The organism is Klebsiella sp. JN_Kp127 (assembly GCF_040062505.1).
GTDB lineage: Bacteria > Pseudomonadota > Gammaproteobacteria > Enterobacterales > Enterobacteriaceae > Klebsiella > Klebsiella quasipneumoniae.
Map to the genome: position 1 here is coordinate 129,986 of NZ_JBEAHS010000032.1, position 25,730 is coordinate 155,715.

Sequence of the window (25,730 nt, forward strand, 5' to 3'; positions counted from 1 at the left end):
AGCAAAAACAGGATACCCTCCGGTAAGGGCCATAAAAAAGGCTGGCGCCAGGCCAGCCGTCAGGACTACTGCGCGGACTCCGTCGCTTCGTCCATGTCCTCTTCCTGCTCGCTGGCGAGCAGGGTTTTCTCGTTTTTACACAGACACTGGATCAGCAGGAACAGCCCGCCGCTGGCCACCAGGGTGGCGATCAGGCCATCGTAGCCGGTGATGCCGATCAGCATGCCGCTGACTACCGGTCCGGCGACGCTGCCGGCGGACCAGAAAAAGCCGAACAGGGCGTTAATCATAATTAGCTTCTGTCCGCTAAAGGTTTTCCCCGCCCGCACCAGCGACAGGGTATACAGCGCCCCCGCCGCGGCGCCCAGCAGCAGACAAATGGCCATCAGCTGAATCCGTGAGCCGAGCATCAGCGGCAGGGCCAGCAGCGACAGGCTGAAGACCACCGCGCAGGCCAGATGCACGCGGCGAATGCCGACCCGGTCGGCCAGCCAGCCGAGCGGGGTCTGGAACATCGCATCCCCGGTAAGCACCACGGTCACCAGCAGCACCGCCATTCCTTCATTAAGCCCCTTGTCCATGCCGTACAGCGGCAGCAGGGCGAGGATGCTGGCGTCGAAGAAGGCGAAGCAGAACACCCCGGAGGCCAGTACCGGCAGGAAGGCGCCGAGGCTGCGCCAGCTGGCGCGCTCCCCAAGGCTTTCGCGGGTGCCGGTGGGCAGATGGCGCAGCATCAGCAGGCAGACGGCGGTGACCGCGACGATCGCCATCAGCGCCGAGGCCTGCCAGGCGGGGCCGACGGAGATCAGCAGCGGTCCGGCCAGCTGGCAGCCGGTAAAGGCCGAGGCGTAGATGCCGGTGAGGGTGGCGCGCTGGCTGCCCGCCGCGCCGCCGGTGATCCAGCTTTCGCCCAGTACGATAATGACCCCGGAGGCCAGGCCGGTCAGCAGGCGCGGCAGCAGAAGCAGCGTCATATCGGTGGTCATGCATGAGGCGATGGTCGCCAGCGCCAGCAGGATCAGACTGCCGCTCAGCAGTACGCCCATCTCAACGCGCCGGCACAGCGCAGGAGAGAGGAAAGAGGAGATCATCATACCGGCGGGCGGCAGGGCGGCCAGCAGGCCGACGTACAGCGGCGCAACCTGCTGCTGCGCCAGCTCAAGACTGATTAACGGCACCGTATAGCCGGTGATAAATCCCACGAGCGACGCGGCCATGATCATCGCCAGCGTGGGGGCAAGACGATTCTGGTCTGGGTTAAACATTTTATTTCCGATGACGGAGAGGTCAGTAGTGGATCCTTCGGCAAATTGCCGTCCTGAGTTGCATAATAATTAATCGCCTGGCCATTGTCACCGTTGAAATCACTACCAAAAAAGGTCCGCCCGGCGGCGGCTGGCGTGTACGCCGCGCCGCCGCCGCATTTCGTGACGTTGTCAGCGTGTTAACGACAGGATATAACGGAGGGAGCGGCAGCGACCCGGCGCCGGTGAGCGACGGGGAAAAACGCAACGCATGACCCAATTATTCAGCATTACGCTATGCAGGAAAGGAGTAATACATGGCCGTATCGCCGTCACTGATCGCCGAAGCCACAGGCTGGCGACGTGAGTTTCACGCCGCGCCTGAGCTCGGATATCAGGAGCAGGAGACCTCGCGCCGCGTCGCCGAGCTGCTGGTCTCGTTTGGCCTGCAGGTTCATCGCGGGCTGGCCGGCACCGGCGTCGTGGCGACGCTGGAAAACGGCCCCGGGCCGGTCATCGGCCTGCGCGCCGATATGGACGCCCTGCCGATCACCGAGCTGGGGAGCGTCAGCTACCGTTCGCGCCGCGCCGGGGTAATGCACGCCTGCGGCCACGATGGCCACACCGCGATGCTGCTGGCGGCCGCGGCCCATCTGGCGCAGACCCGCCAGTTCAGCGGTACCGTCCACTTTGTCTTCCAGCCGGCGGAAGAGAACCTTGGCGGCGCGCGCAAAATGGTGGAAGAGGGGTTATTCGAACGCTTCCCGATGGATGCGATTTACGCGCTGCATAACTGGCCGGGGATCCCCCTCGGCGAAGTGGCGCTCAGCGATGGCGCGATGATGGCTTCCCTCGACGCCTTCGAGATCACCCTGCGCGGCAAAAGTTGCCATGCGGCGATGCCGGAGAGCGGGGCCGATCCCATCGTCGCCGCGGCGCAGTTGATTATGGCGCTGCAGACCATCCCCTCCCGTCGCCTGTCGCCACAGGATTCCGCGGTGGTCAGCATCACCCAGATAAACGGCGGCGAGGCGATCAACGTCCTGCCGGACACCGTGGTGCTGCGTGGCACCTTCCGCTGCCTGAGCAATCGCGTTCGCGCCCGCGTGCGGGAGCTTATCGAAAGCTATGTGGCGACCCAGCCGCAGGTGTCCGATGTCCGGGGCGAGATTAGCTGGTTTCCCGGGTATCCGGTGACCAAAAACCATGCGCCGCAGGCGCAGCTGCTGCGCGAGGTGGCGGTCGCCACCCTCGGCGCGGAAGCGGTGCGCTGGAACCAGGCGCCGTCGATGGCCTCTGAGGATTTTGCCTGCATGCTGGAGGTCTGTCCGGGGGCCTATTTCTGGATCGGCACCGATGGCGAAACGCCGTCGAAGCCGTTGCATAACGCCAGCTATGACTTTAACGACGCGCTGATTAGCCACGGGGTGGCGATGTGGGTGGCGCTGGTGGAGAAACAGCTGCCGGCGGCGTAACCCGCCGGCAGCGGCAGGAGGGAAGGGAGCGCGCGCGCTCCCTGAGGTCAGACGTCGGCGGCGGCTTTCAGTCGCGCCTTCATGTCGCTGTAGGCGGTCCAGGCATAGCGCTCCGCCCACTGCTGGTCGGCAATCGCTTCCACTTTCACCGCACAGTATTTGGTCTCCGGCGTTTTGGAGATTGGATCCAGGTTATCCTGGGTCAGTTCATTACAGGCGCCCACCCACCACTGATAGGTCATATAGACCGCGCCCGGGTTGATGCGATCGCTGAGATCGGCGCGGGTGATGACCTTTCCGCGCCGGGAGCTTACCCACACCAGCTGTTTGTCGGCGATCCCCAGCCGTTGCGCATCCACGGGATTCATCTGCACCCGTCCCGGCTCGTCGGCCAGCGACTGCAGCGCGGCGCAGTTGCCGGTCATCGAGCGGCAGGAGTAGTGCCCCACCTCCCGCACTGTGCAGAGCACCAGCGGCCATTCATCATCCGGACGCTCCGCCGGCGCGCGCCAGGCGGTGGCGAACAGCTGCCCTTTACCTGATGGGGTGTCGAAGCGGTTGTCTTTATACAGCCACGGCGTGCCGGGGTGGTCGAGGGTCGGGCATGGCCACTGAACATGGCCCATATCGCCCATTTTCTCCCAGGTCACGCCGTAGAACAGCGGGCAGAGCTCGCGCATCTCGTCCCAGATCTGCTGGTTGCTCTCATAGTGCATCGGATAGCCCATTTCGCTGGCCAGCAGACTGATGATCTCCCAGTCGCGCTTCACATTCCCCGCCGGCGGGATCGCCTGTTCAAACCGCTGAAACCCGCGGTCGGCGCAGGTGAAGACGCCGCCGTGCTCGCCCCAGGAGGTGGCCGGCAGCAGGACATCGGCAATCTCCGCCGTTTTGGTCATGAAGATATCCTGCACCACCACGAAGTCCAGCGCCTCGATGCCTTTGCGCACCAGGCCGAGGTCGGCTTCGGTCTGCAGCGGATCTTCGCCCATAATGTAATAGGCTTTGATCTCGCCCGTCAGCGCCTTATGCGGCACCTCGGTGATGCGGGTGCCGACCTGGTCATCCATCTGCGCCGGGTCGATCCCCCAGGCGGCGGCGAATTTCGCCCGCACGGCCGGGTCGGTGACCTCCTGATAGCCGGGGAACAGGTTCGGCAGTACGCCCATATCGCAGGCGCCCTGTACATTGTTTTGCCCACGGACCGGGCCCACGCCGACGTTCGCCCGTCCCAGGTTGCCGGTGAGCAGCGCCAGGCTTGCCAGGCCGCGCACCACATCCACCGCCTGGCCAAACTGGGTGACCCCCATGCCCCACATAATGGTGGCGGAAGGGGCGGCGGCAAACATGCGCATTGCCTCGCGGATCGCCTGCGCGCTGACCCCGACAATCCCTTCCACTGCTTCCGGGGCGTAATCTTTCACCGCCTCGCGGTAGGCGTCCAGCCCTTCGGTATAGCGTTCGACATAGGCTTTGTTGTACAGCTCTTCTTCCAGCAATACATAGCCGAAGGCGTTCACCAGCGCCATGTTGCTGCCGTTGTTAAGCTGCAGATGACGGTCGGCTATGCGTGCGGTTTCAATGCGTCGCGGATCGCAGACGATGATTTTGGCGCCGTTTTCCCGGGCTTTGATCACCCGGCGGGCGACGATGGGATGGGAGTCGGCGCAGTTGTAGCCAAAGACCAACAGGCACTTCGAGTTTTCGATGTCGCTTATCGAGTTGCTCATCGCCCCGTTGCCCAGCGCCTGCTGCAGCCCGGCGACGGAAGGGCCATGGCAGACGCGGGCGCAGCAGTCGACGTTGTTGGTGTTCAGCACCGCACGGGCGAACTTTTGCATCACATAGTTGGTTTCGTTGCCGGTGCCGCGCGAGGAGCCGGTGGTCATGATGGCGCGCGGGCCATGCTTCTCTTTGATCTCCCTGAGCTTGCTGGCGGTATAGCGAATCGCCTCCTGCCAGCTGACCGGTGTGAAAGCGCCGCCTTTCTGGTAGCGGATCATCGGTTGTTTAAGACGGGGCGTCAGGAGCTGCGTGTCGTTAAGAAAATCCCAGCCGTAATAGCCTTTCAGGCACAGCTGGTTCTGGTTGGTGACGCCGTCGGCGGCTTCCGCGCGAATGATTTTATTGTTGTCGACAACCAGTTTAAGTTTGCAACCCGCCCCGCAGTAGGGGCACACGCTCGTGATTTTTTTCATCAGTAACAGACCTGTTAACAGTGAACAGAGGATCGCTGTCGCGCCGGGCCCGACGGGCAACGATCGCGGTATCGCCTGGTGGTGATGCGGACGCAGGCCCGCTGCGCTATGCAGGTCTCGTGCCAGATTTTAATATCTTGATTTACAATGAAAAATAACAGGAGAAGGATGACGGGAGCGTGACCTCGTCACTAATGACGATGACGCAGAGCGCCGACGTCAGACGCTCTGCAGGGGATAATGCCGCTACGCGAGAGGGCGGCAGCGGGCGATATGCGACTCGCTCAGGCCGACGTCGCGCGCGGCGGCGCAGATTGCCTGCCAGCTGCCCGCATCCAGCGGGATCCCCTCGGCCAGACGCGCTTCGCGGTTGGCGGCCTCCCATTCGCCGGGGGCCAGCACCGGGGCATCGGGATCGTGCGGCGACTGTTTACACCATGCGATAAAGGCCTCCGTCTGCGCCTGGCTGTCCGGGGCATCGAACGCGTCCGGTCGCAGGATCACAGTGGTCATGCAGTTAAAGATGGCGTCGACGCTGGTCTGCAGACTTTCCTGATGGGTGGTTTGCCCCCCGGAGAGCGCGCCGCCGAGCACTTCGCACAGTGTCGCCAGGGCATAGCCTTTGTGCTGGGCGAAGGTGAGCAGGGCGCCCAGCGGCGAGGTCTGCATCACCGCCGGGTCGGTGGTGGGCAGCCCCTGGGCGTCGATCAGGCAGCCGGGCGCCACGGCTTCCCCTTTGTGCCAGGCGACACGGGTTTTACCAAAGGCGATGGCGCTGGTGGCGTAGTCCAGCAGCAGCGGCGGATGGCCCGCGCGGGGAAACACCACGCACAGCGGGTTAGTGCCGAAGCGGCTGTCTTTTCCGCGGAACGGGGCGACCATCGGGTCGCCGATCACGCTGACGAAGTGAATGGAGATCAGCCCGGCGGCGGCGCACTGCTCCGCCCAGTAGCCGATGCGTCCGACGTGATGCGCATTGCGCAGGGCGATAGCCGCCATGCCGTGCTGCTTCGCCTTTTCGATGCCTAACTGCATCGCTTCGTGGGCGACCACCTGGCCGAAGCCGGCGTTGCCGTCGAGGGTGACCACGGCGCCGGCGTCTTTGGTGACCGTGGCGTGGCGGTTGAGCTGCAGAAAGCCGCCGGCGTGGGATTTGACATAGCTTGGGATCATCCCGACGCCATGGGAGTCATGCCCGGCCAGGTTGGCGGCGATCAGATGGTCGGCGACCAGCGTCGCTTCTTCTGAGCGGCTGCCGAGATGGGTAAACAGTGAGACGACAAACTGATGCAGATCCGTCGCCAGAAAGCGGTGTCCTGTTGGCACTGATTCTCTCCTGTAGTCTGTTGTTATTTTGTTATGTTTGCCGTTTTATGCTGCGCCGCCCGGCGCAGAAGGTCAAGGGCGGACTCTCCCGGCGACAGGCCACTGCGCCAGCGCCTGCGTTATACGACAGACGATAAAAAACCGGTCCGGGATCGCGTTTTAATTAACGTCATAAACACCACATTTTTAAATTCTGCCACTGTCACAAAAGCCAGAAAAAAGCCAGCCCCGGCGTTGCAAGGGGAGCTGATACCACTATATGTTAAATTTGTGTTTATTAATTGATGATTAAAGGTTGGTATCATGTATAAGAAAATAAGTGGTTTAGTGGTTTCACTGACGGCCGTTTTCGCCTGTGCCGCCTGGGCGGAGGTGCCTGCGGGCTATCCGGCGGATTATCAAAAAACGGTTGATGCCGCCGTCAAAGAGGGCAAGGTGGTGATCTATTCCACAACCGATACCAAAGCGGCCGGGCCGTTAATTAAAGGATTTGAAGCGCAATATCCGGGCGTAAAAGTCGAATATAACGACATGAACAGCACCGAGCTGTATAACCGCTATATCAGCGAGCAGGCCGCCGGGGGCGGCAGCGGGGACGTGGTGTGGAGCTCATCGATGGATACCGCGCTGAAATTAGCCACCGAGTATGCGGAACAATATGCCTCGCCGGAGGTGAAGCAATTACCCGACTGGGCGGTGTGGCAGCAGAAAGCCTATGGCACCACCTACGAGCCGGTGGTATTTATCTATAACAAACGGCTGATCCCGCAGAATGAGGTGCCGGACTCGCACACCGCGCTGGCCAAATTGATCGCCAGCCAGGCCGATAAATTTAAAGGCAAAGTCACCACCTACGATATCGAAAAATCGGGCCTCGGCTTTATGCTGGCGGTCCAGGACAGCCAGGCCGACGCGAACTATTTTACCGACCTGGCGAATATCGCCAAAGGCGGCCTGACGGTGCAGTCTTCCACCGGCACGATGATGGAGCGCGTCTCCTCTGGCGAAAACCTGATCGGCTATAACATTCTTGGCTCCTATGCCGAAGCGCGGGCGAAAAACGATCCCTCTTTAGGCATCGCCTATCCGAAAGATTACGTGCTGGTGCTCTCCCGCGTCTCGTTTATTAGCCAGGAGAGCGAACATCCCAATGCGGCGAAATTGTGGCTGGATTATGTCCTGTCGGAAAAAGGCCAACAGATCCTCGCCAGCCAGGCGGATATTCCCTCTCTTCGTCGCGATATTGAAGGCAAAAATGATATCGACGGCATGACCACGCTGCTGGGCAAAGCGTTAAAACCGATCCCGGTCAACGAAACGCTGCTGGATTATTTACAGCCGCAAAAACGTCTGCAGTTTATTAAACAATGGCGCAGCGCCGCCGCGAAATAATCCTCCCCCGGGGCATCGCCGATGCCCCTTATTCACACCCGGCGGGTTTATTCACCTGACCAAAGGGATGAACCATGAATGTATTACGCAGAAAGTGGCAGGGGCTGCCGCGCGGCGTGGTGGTGTGCATCACGGCGCTGGTGATTTACGTCCCGCTGTTATTTATTGTGGTGCAGAGTTTTCTCTCCGCGCCGTTCTTTTCCCGCTCCAAATCCTGGAGTCTGGAAGCCTTCGCCTTTATTTTTACCGACCCGGATTTTTATCTGGCGTTAAGGTCAGGGTTTATTCTGGCCTTTGGCCTGGTGATTATCGCCATTCCGCTGGGCGGTATTTTGGCCTTTCTGATGGTACGCACCGATTTACCCGGCCGGCGGTTCATTGAGCCGCTGATCCTGGTGCCGATCTTCGTCTCGCCGATGGTGCTGGGCTTTGGCTACGTGGTGGCCGCCGGGCCGGTAGGCTTCTTTTCCCAGTGGGCGCAGCAGCTGATCGGCTTTGTGCCGTGGAATATCTACTCGATGTTCAGCATTGTGGTCATCGCCGGCTTAACCCACGTGCCGCACGCCTATCTCTACATCTCTTCGGCGCTGCGCAGCGTTGGTTCGGACGTGGAAGAGGCGGCGCGCACCGTCGGCGCCACGCCGCTGCAGGTGATGACTTCGGTGAGTCTGCCCATGGTGCGGCCCTCCATTCTTTACGCCTGCGTGCTGCTCTTTTTCCTTGGTCTGGAAGTCTTCGGTCTGATGCTGGTGCTGGGCGACCCCGAGGGCAACATGGTGCTGGCGACCTATCTCTACAAGCTGACCAATAAGCTTGGCACCCCCTCCTACCATCTGATGGCGGCGGTGGCGGTGGTGCTGATCTGCATCACCATCCCGCTGGTCATGCTCCAGCGTCGGCTGATGCGCACCGCCAACCGCTTTGTCACCATGAAGGGCAAGGCGTCGCAGGCGCGGGCGCTGCCGCTGGGCAAATGGCGCTGGGTGGCCGGGGCGGTGGTGGTGGCCTGGCTGACGGTGACCATCGGCGTGCCGCTGCTCGGCGTGGCGCTGCGCGCCTTTATCTCCAACTGGGGCGTCGGCGTGTCGCTGTGGGATGAGCTGTCGCTGACGACGTTCCACAATATCTGGCAGCAGCCCAACCTGCTGCGGGCGATCGTCAACTCGATGGCTATCGGCATCGTCGGCGGCGCGCTGGCGGTGATCTGCTATCTGTTTGTCGGCATCGCCATGCACCGCAAAGCGGACAACGTCACCCGCTTTCTTGATTACAGCGTGCTGGTCCCGCGCGCTGTGCCGGGGCTGCTGGCCGGTCTGGCCTTCCTGTGGGTGTTCCTGTTTGTGCCGATGTGGCTCGATCAGTCGCTGAAGCATGGCTGGCTCTCGGCGCTGCCTGTGGCGGACTGGCTGCGGGAGCACCTTATCGTGCAGCTGCGCGCGCTGCGCAATACCATTTTCAGCGTCTGGCTGGCCTACACCGTGGTATGGATGGCCTATGGCCTGCGGCTCATCTCCTCGACGCTGCTGCAGGTGGGACCGGAGCTGGAGGAGGCGGCGCGCAGCACCGGCGCCTCGCGGGGGCAGATCACCCGCCACGTCACCGTCCCGCTGTCGCGCTATGGGCTGATTGGCTCCTGGCTGCTGATGTTTCTGATCTTTGAGCGCGAATATTCCACCGGCGTCTATCTGCTGTCGCCGGGTACCGAAACCATCGGCTCGATGCTGGTGTCGCTGTGGGCGGCGGGGGCCATCGATATCGTCGCGGCGCTCTCCTTTATCAATATTCTGCTGGTGGTGATTGGCCTTGGCATCGCCCTGCGCTTTGGAGTGAAATTACATGATTGAGTTATCGGTTGAAAATCTGCATCTCACCTATGGCGACAACCCGGTGCTGAAAGGCGTGTCGATGACGCTCGGCCGGGGAGAGGTGGTGTCGCTGCTGGGGCCTTCGGGAAGCGGCAAAACCACGCTGCTGCGGGCGGTGGCCGGGCTGGAGAAGCCGACGAGCGGACGGATCGCCATCGGCAACCGCACGGTGTACGACGGCACGCCGCGCAGCGAAATCCCGGCCGAAGAGCGTAACCTCGGCCTGGTGTTCCAGTCCTATGCCCTGTGGCCGCACAAAACGGTGTTCGACAACGTGGCCTATCCGCTGAAGCTGCGTAAAGTCGCCGCCGGGGAGATAAAAGAGCGGGTGCAGCGCGTGCTGGATCAGCTGGGGCTGGGGCATCTTGGCAACCGCCATCCGCACCAGCTCTCCGGCGGCCAACAGCAGCGGGTGGCCATTGGCCGGGCGCTGGTCTACAACCCGCCGGTGATCCTGCTGGATGAGCCGCTCTCTAACCTCGACGCCAAGCTGCGCGAGGAGGCGCGGGTGTTTCTGCGCGAGCTAATCATCAAGCTGGGCCTCTCGGCGCTGATGGTCACCCACGATCAAAATGAAGCGATGGCCATCTCCGATCGTATTCTGCTGCTGAACAATGGCGTCATCGAGCAGCAGGGGACGCCGCAGGAGATGTACGGCAGCCCGGCGACGCTGTTCGCCGCCGAGTTTATGGGCAGCAATAACCGCCTGCACGGCAAGGTGATGGCGCTGGAGAACGGCAGGGCGCGTATCGAAGGCGCCAGCTGGAGCCTGTGGGGGCGAGCGGGCGAGGGGGTCAGCGTCGGCGAGCCGGCGACGGCGGTGATCCGCGTCGAGCGCCTGCGTCTTGACGGCGCGGCGCAGGATAACAGTCTCCAGCTACCGCTGCTGACCAGCATGTACCTCGGCGACCGCTGGGAGTACCTGTTCCGCACCGAGGGCGACGACTTTCCGCTACGCGCCTACGGAACCGCGCTGCGCGATGCTGAACACTGCCATCTGACGCTCCCGGCGGAGGATGTGTGGATTTTTCCGCAGCGGTAACCGTTTGTTAAGACGCCAGATGGCACACGGCTTCAATATTGTGCCCGTCTGGCGCAATCACAAAGGCGGCGTAGTACCCGGCGTGGTAGTTGGGCCGTAACCCCGGCGCGCCGTTGTCCTTTCCTCCGGCGGCCAGCGCTGCCTGCCAGAAGGCATCCACCTGCTCGCGGCTGTCGGCGCGAAAGGCGATATGCAGCGGCGCCGGTTTGTCCGCACTTTGATAGAGACACAAAGAGACATCGCCGCTGCCGGCCAGCTCTGCGCCGTAGGTCGGCTCGCCTTCATCGACCAGCGTTACGCCAAGCGGGGCCAGAGCCTGTAAAAAGAACGCTTTGCTGGCGGCATAGTCGCTGACGCCGAATTTCACATGATCGAACATCTCTTATCTTCTCCTGTGGACGGGGTATCGCCAGCCGAACGCGTTAGCCGGGAAATAGATCCAAAATAGTTAACAACGGGTAGTAACTTTTTTAACAGCTCAAAATGTTTAATTATTCCTAATACGAGTATTTACAGACGTTTAATCTGCCATGTACCATAAACAAAAAATAACATTTGTGATACAAGTCACTCTTTTTTGGCGCATGGGTAAGCTCAGCGCGGTGTGAACGCCGCCGGTTTACCGCCTCAAGGTTATGGCAGCACCCTTCTCACGATGACATTCCGGTGAATTTCTCTCCGATTTCCCGCGTTTCGTTGAGAATCGTCTACTATCCAAACGATAACCCTATAAATGATATCGCCTCTGGCGATGTTTTATCCGACTTGCCGGTCCGGGCCAGACGCTAAGCGGTTTAAAAGCGCAATGGTATCGGTTCCAGCACGACATTCACTGGTTTTGTCAGCGACAAAAACAGTAATTTTCAATGACAGGAATGTGATGATGTCGAGCGAGAAAACTAACAATTCCAGGCGTGATTTCCTGGTGAAATCGATGGCGCTGATCCCGACGGTGGTGATCGGCGGCGCGGGAGCAGGGGCCATTGGCGTGGCCACCAGCGCGACCGCGCAGGCGGCCCCCGCTTCAGAGCCAGCCTCCGGGAACACGGCGGCGGCCAGCGACTGGAAGCCGCAGTTCTTCAACGATCGTGAGTGGGCGTTTATCAACGCCGCTGTCGCTCGCTTAATCCCGGCGGATGAACTTGGCCCCGGCGCCAAAGAGGCCGGCGTGCCGGAGTTTATCGACCGCCAGCTCAATACCCCTTACGCCACCGGCTCCATCTGGTATATGCAGGGGCCCTTCAACCCCGACGTGCCGAAAGAGATGGGCTATCAGCTGCCGCTGGTGCCCAAACAGATCTATAACCTCGGGATCGCCGATGCCGAGGCCTGGTGTCAGGACAAGTATCACAAGACCTTTGCTGAACTGAGCAGCGAGCAGCAGGATGAGGCGCTCGGCCTGTGGGAATCGGGCAAAGCCGAGTTCAAACAGCTACCGGCTTCGCTGTTCTTCACCTATCTGCTGCAGAACACCCGCGAAGGCTTCTTCAGCGACCCGATCCATGGCGGTAACAAAGGCATGGTCGGCTGGACGCTGATTAATTTTCCCGGCGCGCGCGCCGACTTTATGGATTGGGTTGAACGGGGCGAACGCTACCCCTTCCCGCCGGTATCAATTAATGGGGAGAGGGCGTAATCATGGCCACCGTATTGAAAAAAACCGATGTCGCGATCGTCGGCTTCGGCTGGGTTGGGGCGATCATGGCCAAAGAGCTGACCGAAGCCGGGCTCAACGTCGTGGCGCTGGAGCGCGGCCCGATGCGCGACACCTGGCCGGACGGCGCCTATCCGCAGGTGATTGATGAGCTGACCTACAACATCCGCCGCAAGCTGTTCCAGGACCTGTCGAAAAGCACCGTCACCATCCGGCATAACACCAGCCAGCAGGCGGTGCCGTATCGCCAGCTGGCGGCTTTCCTGCCGGGTACCGGCGTGGGCGGCGCCGGGCTGCACTGGTCAGGCGTCCATTTCCGCGTCGATCCCATCGAACTGCGGATGCGCAGCCACTATGAAGAGCGCTACGGCAAAAACTTCATCCCCCAGGATATGATCATCCAGGATTTCGGCGTCACCTACGACGAGCTGGAACCGTTCTTCGATAAAGCGGAGAAAGTGTTCGGCACCTCCGGGACCGCCTGGTCGATCAAAGGCAAGGTCGTCGGTAAAGGCCGCGGCGGCAACGCCTTCGCCCCGGACCGTTCAGATGACTTCCCGCTGCCGGCGCAGAAAAACACCTGGTCAGCGCAGCTGTTTGAAAAAGCGGCGCTCGAGGTGGGCTACCATCCCTACAACCTGCCGTCGGCCAACACCTCTGACTCCTATACCAACCCGTACGGCGCGCAGATGGGCCCGTGCAACTTCTGCGGTTTCTGCAGCGGCTACGCCTGCTACATGTACTCCAAAGCCTCGCCGAACGTGAACATTCTGCCGGCGCTGCGCCAGGAAAAACGCTTTGAGCTGCGGACCAACGCCAACGTGCTGAAGGTCAACCTGACCGACGACAAATCCCGTGCCACCGGCGTGACCTACGTCGACGGCCAGGGGCGCGAAATGGAGCAGCCGGCGGACCTGGTGATCATCGGCGCCTTCCAGTTCCATAACGTGCACCTGATGCTGCTCTCCGGGATCGGCAAACCCTACAATCCGGAGACCGGCGAAGGGGTGGTGGGGCGTAACTTCGCCTACCAGAACATGACCACCATTAAGGCCATTTTCGACAAAGATACCTACACCAACCCGTTTATCGGCGCGGGCGGCAACGGCGTCGGCGTCGACGACTTCAACGCCGACAACTTCGACCACGGCGCGGCGGGCTTTGTCGGCGGTTCGCCGTTCTGGGTCAACCAGGCCGGGACCAAGCCCATCTCCGGTTTCCCGGTACCGCCGGGCACCCCGGCGTGGGGCAGCAAATGGAAAGCGGCGGTGGCCGATACCTACACCCATCACCTGTTGATGGATGCTCACGGCGCGCACCAGTCCTATCGGCAGAACTACCTCGATCTTGATCCGAACTACAAAAACGTCTTTGGCCAGCCGCTGCTGCGCATGACCTTTGACTGGCAGGAAAACGACATCAAGATGGCGCAGTTTATGTTCGATAAGATGGCGCCGATCGCCAAAGCGATGAAGCCGAAATATATCCTCGGCAGCCCGAAAAACGCCAACAGCCACTTTGATACCACCACCTACCAGACCACCCATATGAACGGCGGGGCGGTGATGGGGGAGGATCCGAAAACCAGCGCCGTTAACCGTTATCTGCAAAGCTGGGACGTGCATAACGTCTTCGTCATCGGCGCCTCCGCTTTCCCGCAGGGGCTGGGCTATAACCCAACCGGCACGGTGGCCGCGCTGGCGTACTGGTCAGCGAAGGCGATCCGCGAGCAGTATCTGAAAAATCCGGGTCCCCTGGTGCAGGCATAAAGGAAGGCAGATGATGAAAATGCAATGGTTATCGGCCCTGGTGCTTGGGGCATTGAGCTGCGCGGCCTTCGCCGAAGAGGCGCCTGCGGACAGCAATCTGATTAAGCAAGGGGAGTATCTGGCGCGGGCGGGGGACTGTGTCGCCTGCCATACCAACGGCAAAGCGGGCAAACCTTTCGCCGGCGGTCTGCCGATGGAAACGCCGATCGGCACCATCTACTCCACCAATATCACGCCGGATAAAGAACACGGCATCGGCGGGTACACCTTCGAAGAGTTCGACGACGCGGTGCGCAAGGGTGTGCGGAAAGATGGTTCCACGCTCTATCCGGCAATGCCGTATCCCTCATTCGCGCGGATCAGTGAAGCGGACATGCGCGCCATGTACGCCTACTTTATGCATGGCGTGGAGCCGGTGAATGTCGCCAACAAGGACACCGACATCCCGTGGCCGCTGTCGATGCGCTGGCCGCTGGCGTTCTGGCGCGGCATCTTCGCCCCGACGCCGAGCGACTTTGTCGCCAACCCGCAGGTTGACCCGGTGCTTGAGCGCGGTCGCTATCTGGTGGAAGGCCTGGGCCACTGCGGCGCCTGTCATACCCCGCGTAGCCTGACGATGCAGGAAAAAGCGCTCAGCGAAAGCGAAGGCGATGATTACCTGGCGGGCAGCAATGCGCCGATTGACGGCTGGGTCGCCTCCAGCCTGCGCGGTGAAAATCGCGACGGTCTGGGGACCTGGAGCGAAGCCGAGCTGGCTGAGTTCCTGAAAACCGGACGTAACGATAAATCGGTGGTCTTCGGCGGCATGAGCGATGTGGTGGAGCACAGTCTGCAGTATCTCTCTGATGACGACATCACCGCCATCGCCCGCTATCTGAAGTCGCTCCCGCCGCGCGGCGGCAAACAGACCCCAGCCCCGGTGGAAGACAGCGTGGCGAAAGATCTGTGGAAGGGTAACGACAGCAAAACCGGCGCCGCGCTGTATGTCGATAACTGCGCCGCCTGCCACCGCACCGACGGCGCGGGCTACCAGCGCGCCTTCCCGTCGCTGAAGGGCAACCCGGTGGTGCAGACCGAAGATGCCACTTCGCTTATCCACATCGTTCTGACCGGGAGCACCACGCCGGCGGTGAAAGATGCGGTCTCCAACCTGACCATGCCGTCGTTCGGCTGGCGTCTGGACGACCAGCAGGTGGCGGATGTGGTCAACTTCATCCGCACCAGCTGGGGCAACAACGCGCCGGCGGTCAGCGCCAGCGATGTGGCGAAGGTGCGTAAGGAGACCGCGACGCACGATGAGAAGGCGTTAGGCAACGCCGATATCTCGAAGCTGCCGGGGGCCGGACAGTAACCGTCAGGGTTGCGTCGCCCGCGCGGCGCAACCCTGACTTAGCCAGGACGTAAAATACTGTCTGAATCAAGGAGTTTGCCTTCATGCTGCATGCAGAGCGACTGACCTGCATCGTTGACGATCGACCGCTGTTTGCGGAGCTGACGCTATCCCTTGCTGCCGGCGAGCTGCTGCAGGTCGCCGGTGATAACGGCGCGGGGAAAACCTCGCTGCTGCGGATCCTTTGCGGCCTGGCGCGCCCGGAAAGCGGGGTGGTGAGCTGGCAGGGCCAGCCGCTGGCCCAGGTCCGGGAGTCATTTCACCGGCAGCTGCTGTGGCTGGGCCATAAGCCCGGCGTCAAAGCGGCGCTGACCGCCGATGAAAACCTGCGTTTCTTCTTTCCGGCCAGCCGCCTTCAGCAGCGGGAAAGCGCCCTCGCCGCCGTCGGCCTGGCGGGCTATGAAGATCTCCCCTTAAGCCAGCTCTCCGCCGGGCAGCAGCGCCGGGTGGCGTTAACCCGCCTGTGGTTAACCGATGCGCCGCTGTGGATCCTCGATGAGCCGTTCACCGCCCTCGACGCCACGGCGATAGAAACCCTGACCCGTCGTCTGGAGCAGCACGCCCGGCAGGGGGGAAGCGCGATCCTCACCACCCATCAGCCGCTGCGGCCGCTGGGCTGCCCGTTGCGCACCCTGCGCCTCGGCGACGACGGCGGGAGGCGGCAATGATGAGAGCGCTGTTGGCCCGGGAACTGCGCCTGGCGTGGCGCAGCGGGGCGGAGATCCTCAATCCGCTATGGTTCTTTCTGATCGTCATCACCCTGTTTCCGTTCGGCGTCGGCGCCGCGCCGCAGCTGCTGGCGCAGATTGCGCCGGGCGTGGTGTGGGTCGCCGCGCTGCTGGCGGCGCTGCTGGTGATGGATCGGTTGTTTCGCGACGACTGGCAGGACGGTTCCCTGGAGCAGCTGATGCTTCTGCCGACGCCGCTGGTGGCGGTGGTGCTGGTGAAGGTGGTCGCTCACTGGATGATGAGCGGCCTGCCGCTGCTGATCGTCTCGCCGCTGGCGGCGCTGCTGCTGGGGATGAATCTGCACGACGCCGGCGTGCTGGCGCTGACCTTGCTGCTTGGCACGCCGACGCTCAGTTTTCTTGGCGCGGTGGGGGTTGGCCTGACCGTCGGCCTGAAGCGCGGCGGCGTCCTGCTGAGCCTGCTGGTGCTGCCGCTGGCGGTGCCGCTGCTGATTTTCGCCACCGCGGCCTGCCAGGCGGCGGCCGCCGGGCTTCCGGTCGGCGGCTATCTGGCGATGCTGGCGGCGTTCTTAACCGCCAGCGCCACCCTGTGCCCGTTCGCCACCGCCGCCGCGCTGCGGCTGACCGTGCAATAATTCGCTGCGCCTGCGGGCGCGGCCATCATAACCGTGTGAGTAAGCGTCTATGTGGAAAGCGTTACATCAACTGGCGATCCCCGAGCGGCTGTACCGCCTGTGCGGATGCTGGATCCCCTGGCTGGCGGCGTTGAGCGCGCTGTTGCTGGTCATCGGCCTGGGGTGGGGCTTTGGCTTCGCCCCGGCGGACTATCAGCAGGGGGAAAGCTACCGGATCATGTATCTTCACGTCCCGGCGGCGATGTGGTCGATGGGGCTGTACCTGGCGATGGCCGTCGCGGCCTTCGTCGGGGTGGTCTGGCAGATCAAAATGGCCGACCTGGCGATCGCCGCCCTGGCGCCGGTGGGGGCGGTCTGCACCCTGGTGGCGCTGGTCAGCGGCGCGGCGTGGGGCAAGCCGATGTGGGGGACCTGGTGGATCTGGGACGCCCGTCTGACCTCGGAACTGGTGCTGCTGTTTCTGTATGCCGGGGTCATCGCCCTGTGGCACGCCTTTGACGACCGCCGCCTGGCCGGGCGCGCGGCGGGGATCCTCGTCCTGGTCGGGGTGGTCAATCTGCCCATCATTCATTACTCGGTTTACTGGTGGAACACCCTGCACCAGGGCTCGACCAACCTGCAGCAAACCATCGACCCGAGCATGCGTCTGCCGCTGCGGATCTGCATTTTTGCTTTCCTCGCGCTGTCGGTCACCCTGACCCTGATGCGCCTGCGTAACCTGATCCTCCAGCTGGAACGTCGTCGACCGTGGGTGGTGGCGCTGGCTAACAAAGGAGCCGCCCGATGAGCCCCGCTTTTTCTTCGTTCGCCGCCTTCCTGAATATGGGCGGCTATGCCCTGTACGTCTGGCTGGCGGTGGCCGTGGCCATCGCCGCCTTTGGCCTGCTGACGGTTCATACCCTGTGGGCGCGGCGGGCGCTATTCCATGAGGTGCGACGCCAGCAGGCGCGCGAGCGGCGGATCGCGGCCGCTCGCGAACATGACAAGGAGGCCGCGGATGCAAGCGCGTCGTAAAACCCGGCTGTATATCGTGCTGGCGGTGCTCGCCGGCCTTGGGCTGACCGTCAGCCTGACGCTGTACGCCCTGAGCAGCAATATCGATCTGTTCTACACTCCGGGGGAAATTATCTACGGCAAAACGGAAACCCGGGCGCTGCCCCATACCGGGCAGCGCCTGCGGGTAGGGGGCTACGTTCAGCCCGGCTCCCTGCAGCGCGACCCGCAAACCCTCGACGTGCGCTTTAAGCTGTATGACGCCCGCGGGGTCGTGGACGTCAGCTATAAGGGCATTCTGCCGGACCTGTTCCGTGAAGGACAGGGCGTGGTGGCCCAGGGCGTTCTGGACGGCGAGCGGCATATCACCGCTCAGCAGGTGCTGGCCAAGCATGATGAAAATTACACCCCGCCGGAGGTGAAAAACGCCATGACGCCAGCGAAAGCGGAGGCGCAGCCATGATGCCGGAGCTGGGCAACTTTTTATTGTGTCTGGCGGCGGGGCTGGCGCTGCTCCTGAGCGTCTATCCCCTGTGGGGCGCGGCGCGGCAGGACCGGCGGCTGATGGCCCTGGCCCGGCCGCTGGCCTGCGGGCTGTTCACCTGCATCGGCGGCGCCTTCCTGCTGCTGGTGCACGCCTTTGTGGTCAATGACTTTACCGTCCGCTACGTGGCGGAAAACTCCAACAGCGCGCTGCCGGTGTGGTATCGGGTGGCGGCGACCTGGGGGGCGCACGAGGGCTCGCTGCTGCTGTGGGTCCTGCTGCTCAGCGTCTGGACCTTCGCCGTCGCCCTCTTCAGCCGCCGGATGCCGCTCGACGCCGTCGCCCGGGTGCTGGCGGTGATGGGGATGATCGCCTTTGGGTTCCTGCTGTTCATCCTCTTTACCTCCAACCCGTTCAGCCGTGGCCTGCCGCAGTACCCCATTGACGGCCGCGACCTTAATCCGCTGCTGCAGGATATCGGCATGATTTTTCATCCGCCGATCCTCTATATGGGGTACGTCGGCTTCTCGGTGGCTTTCGCCTTCGCCATCGCCTCGCTGCTGGCGGGGCGGCTGGACACCGCGTGGGCGCGCTGGTCGCGTCCCTGGACCCAGGCGGCGTGGATGTTCCTCACTCTCGGCATCGTGCTGGGCTCGGCGTGGGCCTATTACGAACTGGGGTGGGGCGGCTGGTGGTTCTGGGACCCGGTGGAAAACGCCTCGTTTATGCCGTGGCTGGTAGGGACCGCGCTGCTGCACTCCCTGGCGGTGACCGAGAAGCGCGGCAGCTTCCGCGCCTGGACGGTGCTGCTGGCCATCGCCGCCTTCTCCCTGTGCCTGCTGGGCACCTTCCTGGTGCGCTCCGGGGTGCTGGTCTCGGTGCATGCCTTCGCCTCGGATCCATCGCGTGGACTGTTTATTCTGGCGCTGCTGATTGTCGCCATCGGCGGGTCTCTGCTGCTGTACGCCCTGAAGGGCGGCAGGGTGCGGGCGCGGGTGGAACATACGCTGTGGTCGCGCGAGTCGTTCCTGCTGGGCAACAATATTTTGCTGATGGCCGCGATGCTGGTGGTGCTCCTCGGAACGCTGCTGCCGCTGGTGCATAAAGAGCTGGGCCTCGGCAGCATCTCCATCGGCGAGCCGTTCTTTAACACCATGTTCACCGCCCTGATGGCGCCGTTTGCGCTGCTGCTGGGGCTGGGACCGCTGATCCGCTGGCGGCGCGATGACGTCGCCAGGCAGATTAAGCGCCTGGTGATCGCCCTGGTGGTGACGTTGTCACTTTCTCTGGCGCTGCCGTGGCTGCTGCAGGATCGTATCACCGCGATGGCGGTCATTGGTCTGATGATGGCCCTGTGGGTGCTGATCTTCGCCCTGATGGAGGTTCACGAACGGGCCACCCATCGCCACGGCTTCTGGCGCGGCCTGCGGACGCTGACCCGCAGCCAGTGGGGGATGGTGCTCGGTCACGTCGGCGTGGCGGTGACCGTTATCGGCATCACCTTTAGCCAGAACTACAGCGTGGAGCGCGATGTACGGATGCGCCCCGGCGACAGCATCGATATCCACCGCTATCACTTTGTGTTTAACGGCGTGCGCAATATCGTCGGCCCCAACTGGACCGGCGGGGAAGGCATTATTGCCGTGACCCGCAACGGCCGCCCGGAAGCGACGCTGTATGCCGAGAAACGCTTTTACACCGCCAGCCGGATGATGATGACCGAGGCGGCGATCAGCGGCGGGCTGACCCGCGATCTGTACGCCGCGCTGGGAGAAGAACTGAGCGACGGCAGCTGGGCGGTGCGTCTGTACTACAAACCGTTCGTTCGCTGGATCTGGTACGGCGGGGTGCTGATGGCCCTCGGCGGTCTGTGCTGCATGCTCGACCCGCGCTACCGGATGCGTAAGAAACTGCAGGAGGCCTCATGAACCGGAAGCTGCTGTTTATCCCGCTGGTGCTGTTTCTGGCGCTGGCCGCCGCGCTGTTCTGGCAACTGATGCGTAACGCCGATGGCGACGACCCGACGACCCTCGAGTCGGCGCTGATTGGCAAACCGCTGCCGGAATTTCGCCTTGAAGCGCTGGATAACCCCGGTCAGACGCTGGACCGACGGACGCTGATTGACGGCAAGCCGTTGCTGCTTAACGTCTGGGCCACCTGGTGCCCAACCTGTCGCGCCGAGCATCAGTTTCTCAACGGCCTGGCGCAGCAGGGCGTGCGGGTGGTGGGGATGAACTACAAAGACGATCGGCAGAAGGCGATCAGCTGGCTGCAGCGCCTGGGTAATCCGTACAGGCTGAGCCTGTACGACGGCAACGGCATGCTCGGCCTGGATCTGGGGGTTTATGGCGCGCCGGAGACGTTTCTCATCGACGGTCAGGGCATCATCCGCTGGCGGCACGCCGGCGACCTGAACGACCGGGTGTGGCGCGAGGAGCTCCAGCCGCTGTGGAATCAATACAACCGGGGGGCGGGCTGATGAGAGGTGTCATAGGCATCCTGCTGGCGCTGATGCTGACCGGCCAGGCGTGGGCCGCCATCGATACCTGGCAGTTTAAAGACGAGGCCCAGGAGCAGGCGTTCCGCGAGATCACCTCCCGGCTGCGCTGCCCGAAATGCCAGAACAACAGCATCGCCGACTCGAACGCGATGATTGCCGCCGATATGCGGCAGAAGGTGTACGAGCTGATGCAGCAGGGGAAAACGAAAGGGCAGATCGTTGACTATATGGTGGCCCGCTACGGCAATTTTGTCAGCTACGAGCCGCCGCTGACCGCGGGCACGGTGCTGCTGTGGCTGGGGCCGGGGCTGTTCGTCCTGGCGGGCGCGGGGGTGATTATCGCCCGCGCGCGTCGTCGCGATATTCCTGACGCGGCGCTCAGCGTCGAAGAGCGCCAGCGGCTGGCGGCATTATTGAAAGAAGGAAAAGAACGATGAGCCTGTTGGTGGTTATCGCCGGGCTGTTGCTGGCTGGCGCGCTGGGGGTGCTGTACTTCCCGTGGTCGGGCAAAGGGGCGGTGGACCGCGATACCCTCAACCGCGCCCTGTATCAGTCGCGCCTGCAGGAGCTGGCGCAGGAGCGCGGCGAGGACAACCCTGCGCTGGTCGTCGAGCTGCAGCGCACGCTGCTGACGGATATCCCGCCCCAGGCACAGCCTGGCGAACGGCCGCTAAGCCGCTGGGCGCTGCTTCCGGGCGCGCTGCTGCTGGTGGTCCTGAGCCTGGGCCTGTATCTGAAAACCAGCGATATTGGCCAGGTGCTGCTCTGGCAGCAGGCGGAGCGGCATTATCCTGCGCTGCTGCAGCAGGTTAAGGACCCGACCGCGCCGCCGCTGCGTATGGATGAGCTGGCGGAGCTGCGGCTTGGCCTGCGCAGCCATCTGCAGAATACTCCGCACGACCTCGCCGGCTGGCAGCTGCTTGGGCGGCTGGGGCTGTTGTTGAACGATGGCGAGACGGCGATCGGCGCTTTTGGCCGGGCACATGCGCTGGCGGCGGACGACCCGGCGGCGGCTTTCGATTACGCCAGCGCGCTGGTGCGGGCGGGGGATAGCGGTCAGGTCCGGATGGGCGAGCTGCTGCTGCGCGACCTGCATCAGCGACAGCCGACCAGCCTGCCGGTGCTGGAGATGCTGGCCCTGAGCGCGGTGCGTAATGAAGATTACCCCGAAGCCGTGGCGGCCCTGCAGGCGTTGCTGGCCCGGCTGCCGGAAGGGGATGCGCGGCGCGAGGCGATTGTCCGCCAGCTGGCGCAGGCGCAGCAGCAGGCGCAGTAACTGCCCGGCGGCGCTGAACGTGGGGTCTGCCGCGAGGACGGTACGGACAGCCCTGGTTTTGTAGGTCGGGTCAGGCGCAGCCGCCACCCGGCACAAAATCGGCTCCGTGCCCGCTGTCCTTGCCCGGCGGCGCTACGCTTGCGCGGGCCTACGAAGGGCGCGAATAGAGCGCCAAATCGTGGGCAGCCTTTGTAGGCCGGGTAAGCGAAGCGCCACCCGGCAACATGGAGGGCACGGAGCGATAGCTTGCCCGGCGGCGGGGGAGGCTGTTATCGGTTTTACAGGTTCTCAGCCCGGGGAAAGCGTTTATCACGCGTGACTTCAGCGTAGTTTGCGCTCCCGGTTAGTCTTCTGCGTTATGTCAATCATGGCGCAGGGAGCGCACAGGGGGCGGCCAGTCGCCGCCGCCCCCTGTACCCCCGGGCTCCGGCCAGCAAAATCGCCACTGCGTGGTCCCTTCGACTTATCCCTGCAGGCTTCGGGTCGGGCCGAGGCAGCGTCCGTGCAAAACACGGCCCTCAGCCCGCATCCATGCGGGCTGCCCCGGCCTTCCGGGAACGTCTCAGCGATTTTGAGGCCGCAACACCGGCAGTTTCAGAAACAATGGTGAACGATGTTGTAAGTGTGCGAATGCTATTGCAGAATTTAACGTCTGCTTTGTGTCAGGAGCGGACGATGCTAAAGCTTCATTGAAACCCATGTTGGCAATTACTGAGGATTATTTTTCGAACTTGTATCAGACACTGTTCCTCCGGTAATAGTCTTTAAGACGTGAATATTGTGCGTCTTGTTCAATTTTTGGTGCTGCTTGGAAAATGTCATTCAGGCAAGCACCATATTCATTAGATAACCACTGTCGATTATCATCAGTAATGATAGATCCCAGTAGCAATGTTGCTTCGACAGGAAAACGAGTACATAGGCCAGATTCATGCAGACGATGCACGACATAGTAAGGGTGTTCAACAGGTACAAGCCAATTAAGTACGTTATTCAAAGCTGAGGGAAATTCATCGCCAGTAGCAATTACTAACCGGGCCAGTGAAACGGTCATTTGCGACGTGAGCAGATTCCGAGATTTTGGCCAGATGTGTTTCCACAACGGAAGGACTCTATTTTTCCAATAATCCTCTCTCTTGTCAGCTGCTCCTTCCTGCGCTTGATAAAGTGCCAGCGCACATTTTTCAAGACCTTCTTGTGGGAGTGCTTCAAAAGCGGCACGAAACTCTTCTATAGTATAATCTGCTGTCGGGCCTAGCGCTGCGTATGTTAAGAAAGTTGCATATTGCTGACGATGATCACCAAGTTCTACATAGTGGTTTGCGCAATCGAGACATTGGGACTTAAAGGCAATCATCAATGGTTGGTAAAGGCGAGGCGACCAGAGAAAGCCTTCCCACACAGACTTCGCTTCAAAGGGATTGTTCCAGCTAAAAAATGGTAAAAGATATTGTTCTGTCCAAGTGCGGTCTACACGGAAAAGAGCAATGAGCTGTGAACTTAGAATCACTCGCCCATGAACAAATCGCTTGATACTAGGATCACAAAGCGCACTGAAAATAGATTTAAGATAATCAGGTAGTTGCTCGTTATCATTTAGTTCTTGTTTGAACCACAGGTTCAATAGTGCCTGAGTAACATGTCCGATGGGATGATTTATTGCAGCATCGACCGGACTGTATGATTTTGTGTCGTTGATGCTAATAATCGCATCGGTACCAGCTTCAAGTGGTAATGCCAGTATTCTGCGACAGAGCCCGATAAGTATATCTTTGTGGTGATTTATAACCTTAGAAGCCGTTTCCATCCACCATGCCACACTATGGATAATCTCCTTAAGATAATGATTAGGAATGGACTGGACTATGGAGGCAACATAATGCCACGAGCGTGAAACCAGAGCATCAGTTGCCCAAGCCTGGAGAGCTACACGCCAGTGCTCAGTGGGCCAGATATTACTTTTCGCCAGTTCGCAAAGTGCATATGCGCTATGAAAGAATCGTGTACGGCAAACATCTCGCCAGGTATCTTCGTACATAGGCTGGTGTTCAGGTTCTGGCTTTTGTAACCATAGGACCAACTCATGTCGGTTTCGAGGAGCAGATTCAATCTCTCGGCTGTCCTCAAAATCTGGATCGCCTGTCCCGCTCGTCCAGTGAGAGAACTCGTCACGTTCGTTGTCAGCCAACTCCCACGTTGGATATCTGCTGGATATTGCTTCAAGTCGTGTCGCTGCTACTGCTCCCAGATTTAAGTCAGAGGCTTTTAATTTAGCCAGATGCAACCAGACAGAACGATCAACTATATATTCCCATCTTCCTTCTTCAAGATCATCCCGGTACATATTACGTGGCGGGCCTGCAAGAATTGCTGTTTCAAGATTCTCCTGCGCAAGTCCGCTCAGACGCTTACCTTGTAAAACAAACAATCTATTAACTTCCCGCTTGGTCTCAAGACACCACAGCCACCAAGAATCATCGCTTAACAACCATTTGACCCATTCTTCGTAAGGGATGCAGTTATCATGGCTGGCGGCAAAAAGAGCCAGTCGTTTAAAGGTAGGATATGGGAGCTCAAACCATCCATATGCAATGATTGCCGCGCGTGGGACATGATTAGCCTTAACTGCGAGCCATGAATCTCGCAGTAACTCAATTAAACTCACCCAATCATGAAACCCCCGATTCTGCCAGTGTGGGGTAATAGATGGAAGATCCCAGTAAGAGCGATCTCTAAACGCATCAACTTCTCCCAGCTCATGCAACAGATCCAGTGCATCCTGCAAAAGCTGTTGAAAATCGTTCAGCAATCTAGGTAAAGCTATATTCCAATTGTCGTTATCCTGCTTATTCAGAGTAGAATAGACATGGTCTGCGGTGAGAACTAGCTCCCAGTCTACCAAGTGTCTGATGCTAAGCGGTTTATCAGGAACACTTGCGTCATGATCCCAGCGAATTGGCTTTCTTAATAAAACCTTTGGTGCAAGTAATTCGCGCAATTTAAAACGCATAGTAATGGATAAGCCATCCATTTTAAGCTGTCTAAACCAGCTATATAGATCAGGATTATGTCCCGGTGGTTTCAGCCGATCGTTGAGTAGTAACTTCCATAAAGTTCGCATAAGTGGACCAGGAACCGCTTTGGGAGAATTTAATCTAATTCTATCCAGCTCAGCGGTATTTCCTTCAAGCTCAAGCGTAGCAAGTCTGTCCAATCTATCCTGTATCAAAAAAATGCAACGTTCTTGAAGTTGCCCCCCACGCTCAGCTATCCAGATGATCAGTCGAGGGTCGTCAAGGTGCCGTATCAGCCACCGGAAAATGTGATTCATCACATCATCCCATTGGCTATTGGCTACACCTCGTGATGCCAGACACATATAAGGTGCACGTGTGTAAGACGCAGGGCGTCTGACTAGACTAAAACGAAGCTTCGTATCGCCCTCTCCCTGAGGAGGGACACCAAACCGTATTAAATCTTCATGCCCAAAAGTCTCAAGACTGAATGTTTCCAGCAACCAGTCCAGTGAAGGAACGGGATCAAAATCAGCGAAGCGTTTCGCGGGTAATCCTGATTTATCGGATAATGCCCAGAGCATGCGTCCGACGAAATTGTCCTGCCTCGTTGTATCCTGTGGCCGTGCGGGAGCATGTTTGACAACTATCGCTTCTTTCCCCTGCACCCCATCTCGGTAAGTTTCCGCCCAAGCATGCAGGGTATTATGTAAGGCAGAATGATCTATGCTACCGGCTGGAACATTGTAGAGAATAGGGATAACCCCTTTAGCCCCCCACTCAT

Annotated in this window: 20 protein-coding genes and 1 pseudogene; 16 read left to right on the top strand and 5 right to left on the bottom strand. The window is 60.8% G+C overall.

Annotated features, from left to right (window positions below):
- Positions 1–65: 65 nt before the first annotated feature.
- Positions 66–1,265, bottom strand: coding sequence for an MFS transporter (locus ABLV04_RS10295; protein ID WP_044523748.1), 1,200 nt, complete (start codon positions 1,263–1,265; stop codon positions 66–68).
- A gap of 296 nt (positions 1,266–1,561) precedes the next feature.
- Between ABLV04_RS10295 and ABLV04_RS10300 the strand changes: the two genes are divergently transcribed.
- Entirely contained in the window at positions 1,562–2,719 is a 1,158-nt protein-coding gene (locus tag ABLV04_RS10300) for a M20 aminoacylase family protein (RefSeq protein WP_023290035.1), read from the top strand.
- A 47-nt stretch (positions 2,720–2,766) separates the two neighbouring features.
- On the opposite strand, the gene fdhF is transcribed toward ABLV04_RS10300, so the two are convergent.
- A complete protein-coding gene (gene fdhF / locus ABLV04_RS10305) occupies positions 2,767–4,917 on the bottom strand; it encodes a formate dehydrogenase subunit alpha (RefSeq protein WP_023290034.1) in 2,151 nt (716 codons plus the stop codon).
- Positions 4,918–5,163: 246 nt separating this feature from the next.
- Positions 5,164–6,243: a malate/lactate/ureidoglycolate dehydrogenase gene (locus tag ABLV04_RS10310; protein WP_023290033.1), complete on the bottom strand. Its 1,080-nt coding sequence runs from the start codon at positions 6,241–6,243 to the stop codon at positions 5,164–5,166.
- 303 nt (positions 6,244–6,546) lie between these two features.
- Between ABLV04_RS10310 and ABLV04_RS10315 the strand changes: the two genes are divergently transcribed.
- The 3 genes from ABLV04_RS10315 (at position 6,547) to ABLV04_RS10325 (ending at position 10,542) form a co-directional block, all read left to right on the top strand.
- On the top strand, positions 6,547–7,635 hold the full coding sequence (locus ABLV04_RS10315; protein WP_023290032.1) for an ABC transporter substrate-binding protein: 1,089 nt from the start codon (positions 6,547–6,549) through the stop codon (positions 7,633–7,635).
- Positions 7,636–7,709: 74 nt separating this feature from the next.
- On the top strand, positions 7,710–9,479 hold the full coding sequence (locus ABLV04_RS10320; protein ID WP_004189548.1) for an iron ABC transporter permease: 1,770 nt from the start codon (positions 7,710–7,712) through the stop codon (positions 9,477–9,479).
- Positions 9,472–10,542 (top strand): ABC transporter ATP-binding protein, encoded by a 1,071-nt coding sequence (locus ABLV04_RS10325; protein WP_002908292.1) that lies wholly within the window; start codon positions 9,472–9,474, stop codon positions 10,540–10,542. The genes ABLV04_RS10320 and ABLV04_RS10325 overlap by 8 nt, the downstream gene beginning before the upstream one ends.
- Before the next feature lie 7 nt (positions 10,543–10,549).
- On the opposite strand, the gene ABLV04_RS10330 is transcribed toward ABLV04_RS10325, so the two are convergent.
- Positions 10,550–10,921: a VOC family protein gene (locus ABLV04_RS10330; protein ID WP_048335932.1), complete on the bottom strand. Its 372-nt coding sequence runs from the start codon at positions 10,919–10,921 to the stop codon at positions 10,550–10,552.
- Positions 10,922–11,422: 501 nt separating this feature from the next.
- On the opposite strand from ABLV04_RS10330, the gene ABLV04_RS10335 reads away from it, so the two are divergent.
- The 12 genes from ABLV04_RS10335 (at position 11,423) to ccmI (ending at position 21,932) form a co-directional block, all read left to right on the top strand.
- Positions 11,423–12,178: a gluconate 2-dehydrogenase subunit 3 family protein gene (locus ABLV04_RS10335; RefSeq protein ID WP_004175724.1), complete on the top strand. Its 756-nt coding sequence runs from the start codon at positions 11,423–11,425 to the stop codon at positions 12,176–12,178.
- Positions 12,179–12,180: 2 nt separating this feature from the next.
- Positions 12,181–13,965 (top strand): GMC family oxidoreductase, encoded by a 1,785-nt coding sequence (locus ABLV04_RS10340; protein ID WP_180265607.1) that lies wholly within the window; start codon positions 12,181–12,183, stop codon positions 13,963–13,965.
- A gap of 10 nt (positions 13,966–13,975) precedes the next feature.
- Positions 13,976–15,316 (top strand): cytochrome c, encoded by a 1,341-nt coding sequence (locus ABLV04_RS10345; protein WP_180265608.1) that lies wholly within the window; start codon positions 13,976–13,978, stop codon positions 15,314–15,316.
- An 83-nt stretch (positions 15,317–15,399) separates the two neighbouring features.
- On the top strand, positions 15,400–16,023 hold the full coding sequence (gene ccmA / locus ABLV04_RS10350) for a cytochrome c biogenesis heme-transporting ATPase CcmA (RefSeq protein WP_048297691.1): 624 nt from the start codon (positions 15,400–15,402) through the stop codon (positions 16,021–16,023).
- On the top strand, positions 16,020–16,679 hold the full coding sequence (ccmB, locus tag ABLV04_RS10355; protein WP_023290026.1) for a heme exporter protein CcmB: 660 nt from the start codon (positions 16,020–16,022) through the stop codon (positions 16,677–16,679). Before ccmA ends, ccmB begins: the two co-directional genes overlap by 4 nt.
- 49 nt (positions 16,680–16,728) lie before the next feature.
- Entirely contained in the window at positions 16,729–17,466 is a 738-nt protein-coding gene (locus tag ABLV04_RS10360) for a heme ABC transporter permease (protein ID WP_023290025.1), read from the top strand.
- Positions 17,463–17,693: a heme exporter protein CcmD gene (gene ccmD / locus ABLV04_RS10365; protein WP_048297689.1), complete on the top strand. Its 231-nt coding sequence runs from the start codon at positions 17,463–17,465 to the stop codon at positions 17,691–17,693. Before ABLV04_RS10360 ends, ccmD begins: the two co-directional genes overlap by 4 nt.
- Positions 17,677–18,135: a cytochrome c maturation protein CcmE gene (gene ccmE / locus ABLV04_RS10370; RefSeq protein ID WP_032453185.1), complete on the top strand. Its 459-nt coding sequence runs from the start codon at positions 17,677–17,679 to the stop codon at positions 18,133–18,135. The genes ccmD and ccmE overlap by 17 nt, the downstream gene beginning before the upstream one ends.
- Complete coding sequence (locus ABLV04_RS10375) at positions 18,132–20,084, top strand: heme lyase CcmF/NrfE family subunit (RefSeq protein WP_147733258.1); 1,953 nt, start codon at positions 18,132–18,134, stop codon at positions 20,082–20,084. The genes ccmE and ABLV04_RS10375 overlap by 4 nt, the downstream gene beginning before the upstream one ends.
- Positions 20,081–20,635, top strand: a complete 555-nt coding sequence (locus tag ABLV04_RS10380) for a DsbE family thiol:disulfide interchange protein (protein WP_048297687.1) — start codon at positions 20,081–20,083, stop codon at positions 20,633–20,635. The genes ABLV04_RS10375 and ABLV04_RS10380 overlap by 4 nt, the downstream gene beginning before the upstream one ends.
- Before the next feature lie 11 nt (positions 20,636–20,646).
- Positions 20,647–21,093, top strand: a complete 447-nt coding sequence (locus ABLV04_RS10385) for a cytochrome c-type biogenesis protein (protein WP_072096566.1) — start codon at positions 20,647–20,649, stop codon at positions 21,091–21,093.
- Positions 21,090–21,932 (top strand): c-type cytochrome biogenesis protein CcmI, encoded by an 843-nt coding sequence (gene ccmI, locus ABLV04_RS10390; protein WP_147733257.1) that lies wholly within the window; start codon positions 21,090–21,092, stop codon positions 21,930–21,932. The genes ABLV04_RS10385 and ccmI overlap by 4 nt, the downstream gene beginning before the upstream one ends.
- 736 nt (positions 21,933–22,668) lie before the next feature.
- Here ccmI and dsr1 read toward each other — a convergent pair.
- Positions 22,669–25,722, bottom strand: a pseudogene (gene dsr1 / locus ABLV04_RS10395) (anti-phage defense-associated sirtuin Dsr1); the annotation flags it as partial.
- Positions 25,723–25,730 lie beyond the last annotated feature (8 nt).

What these genes read in the sequence shown, in the direction of transcription:
- ABLV04_RS10295 (WP_044523748.1), bottom strand. Translation starts at nt 1,265, where the DNA reads ATGTTTAACCCAGACCAGAATCGTCTTGCCCCCACGCTGGCGATGATC.
- ABLV04_RS10300 (WP_023290035.1), top strand. Translation starts at nt 1,562, where the DNA reads ATGGCCGTATCGCCGTCACTGATCGCCGAAGCCACAGGCTGGCGACGT.
- fdhF (WP_023290034.1), bottom strand. Translation starts at nt 4,917, where the DNA reads ATGAAAAAAATCACGAGCGTGTGCCCCTACTGCGGGGCGGGTTGCAAA.
- ABLV04_RS10315 (WP_023290032.1), top strand. Translation starts at nt 6,547, where the DNA reads ATGTATAAGAAAATAAGTGGTTTAGTGGTTTCACTGACGGCCGTTTTC.
- ABLV04_RS10320 (WP_004189548.1), top strand. Translation starts at nt 7,710, where the DNA reads ATGAATGTATTACGCAGAAAGTGGCAGGGGCTGCCGCGCGGCGTGGTG.
- ABLV04_RS10325 (WP_002908292.1), top strand. Translation starts at nt 9,472, where the DNA reads ATGATTGAGTTATCGGTTGAAAATCTGCATCTCACCTATGGCGACAAC.
- ABLV04_RS10330 (WP_048335932.1), bottom strand. Translation starts at nt 10,921, where the DNA reads ATGTTCGATCATGTGAAATTCGGCGTCAGCGACTATGCCGCCAGCAAA.
- ABLV04_RS10335 (WP_004175724.1), top strand. Translation starts at nt 11,423, where the DNA reads ATGATGTCGAGCGAGAAAACTAACAATTCCAGGCGTGATTTCCTGGTG.
- ABLV04_RS10340 (WP_180265607.1), top strand. Translation starts at nt 12,181, where the DNA reads ATGGCCACCGTATTGAAAAAAACCGATGTCGCGATCGTCGGCTTCGGC.
- ABLV04_RS10345 (WP_180265608.1), top strand. Translation starts at nt 13,976, where the DNA reads ATGATGAAAATGCAATGGTTATCGGCCCTGGTGCTTGGGGCATTGAGC.
- ccmA (WP_048297691.1), top strand. Translation starts at nt 15,400, where the DNA reads ATGCTGCATGCAGAGCGACTGACCTGCATCGTTGACGATCGACCGCTG.
- ccmB (WP_023290026.1), top strand. Translation starts at nt 16,020, where the DNA reads ATGATGAGAGCGCTGTTGGCCCGGGAACTGCGCCTGGCGTGGCGCAGC.
- ABLV04_RS10360 (WP_023290025.1), top strand. Translation starts at nt 16,729, where the DNA reads ATGTGGAAAGCGTTACATCAACTGGCGATCCCCGAGCGGCTGTACCGC.
- ccmD (WP_048297689.1), top strand. Translation starts at nt 17,463, where the DNA reads ATGAGCCCCGCTTTTTCTTCGTTCGCCGCCTTCCTGAATATGGGCGGC.
- ccmE (WP_032453185.1), top strand. Translation starts at nt 17,677, where the DNA reads ATGCAAGCGCGTCGTAAAACCCGGCTGTATATCGTGCTGGCGGTGCTC.
- ABLV04_RS10375 (WP_147733258.1), top strand. Translation starts at nt 18,132, where the DNA reads ATGATGCCGGAGCTGGGCAACTTTTTATTGTGTCTGGCGGCGGGGCTG.
- ABLV04_RS10380 (WP_048297687.1), top strand. Translation starts at nt 20,081, where the DNA reads ATGAACCGGAAGCTGCTGTTTATCCCGCTGGTGCTGTTTCTGGCGCTG.
- ccmI (WP_147733257.1), top strand. Translation starts at nt 21,090, where the DNA reads ATGAGCCTGTTGGTGGTTATCGCCGGGCTGTTGCTGGCTGGCGCGCTG.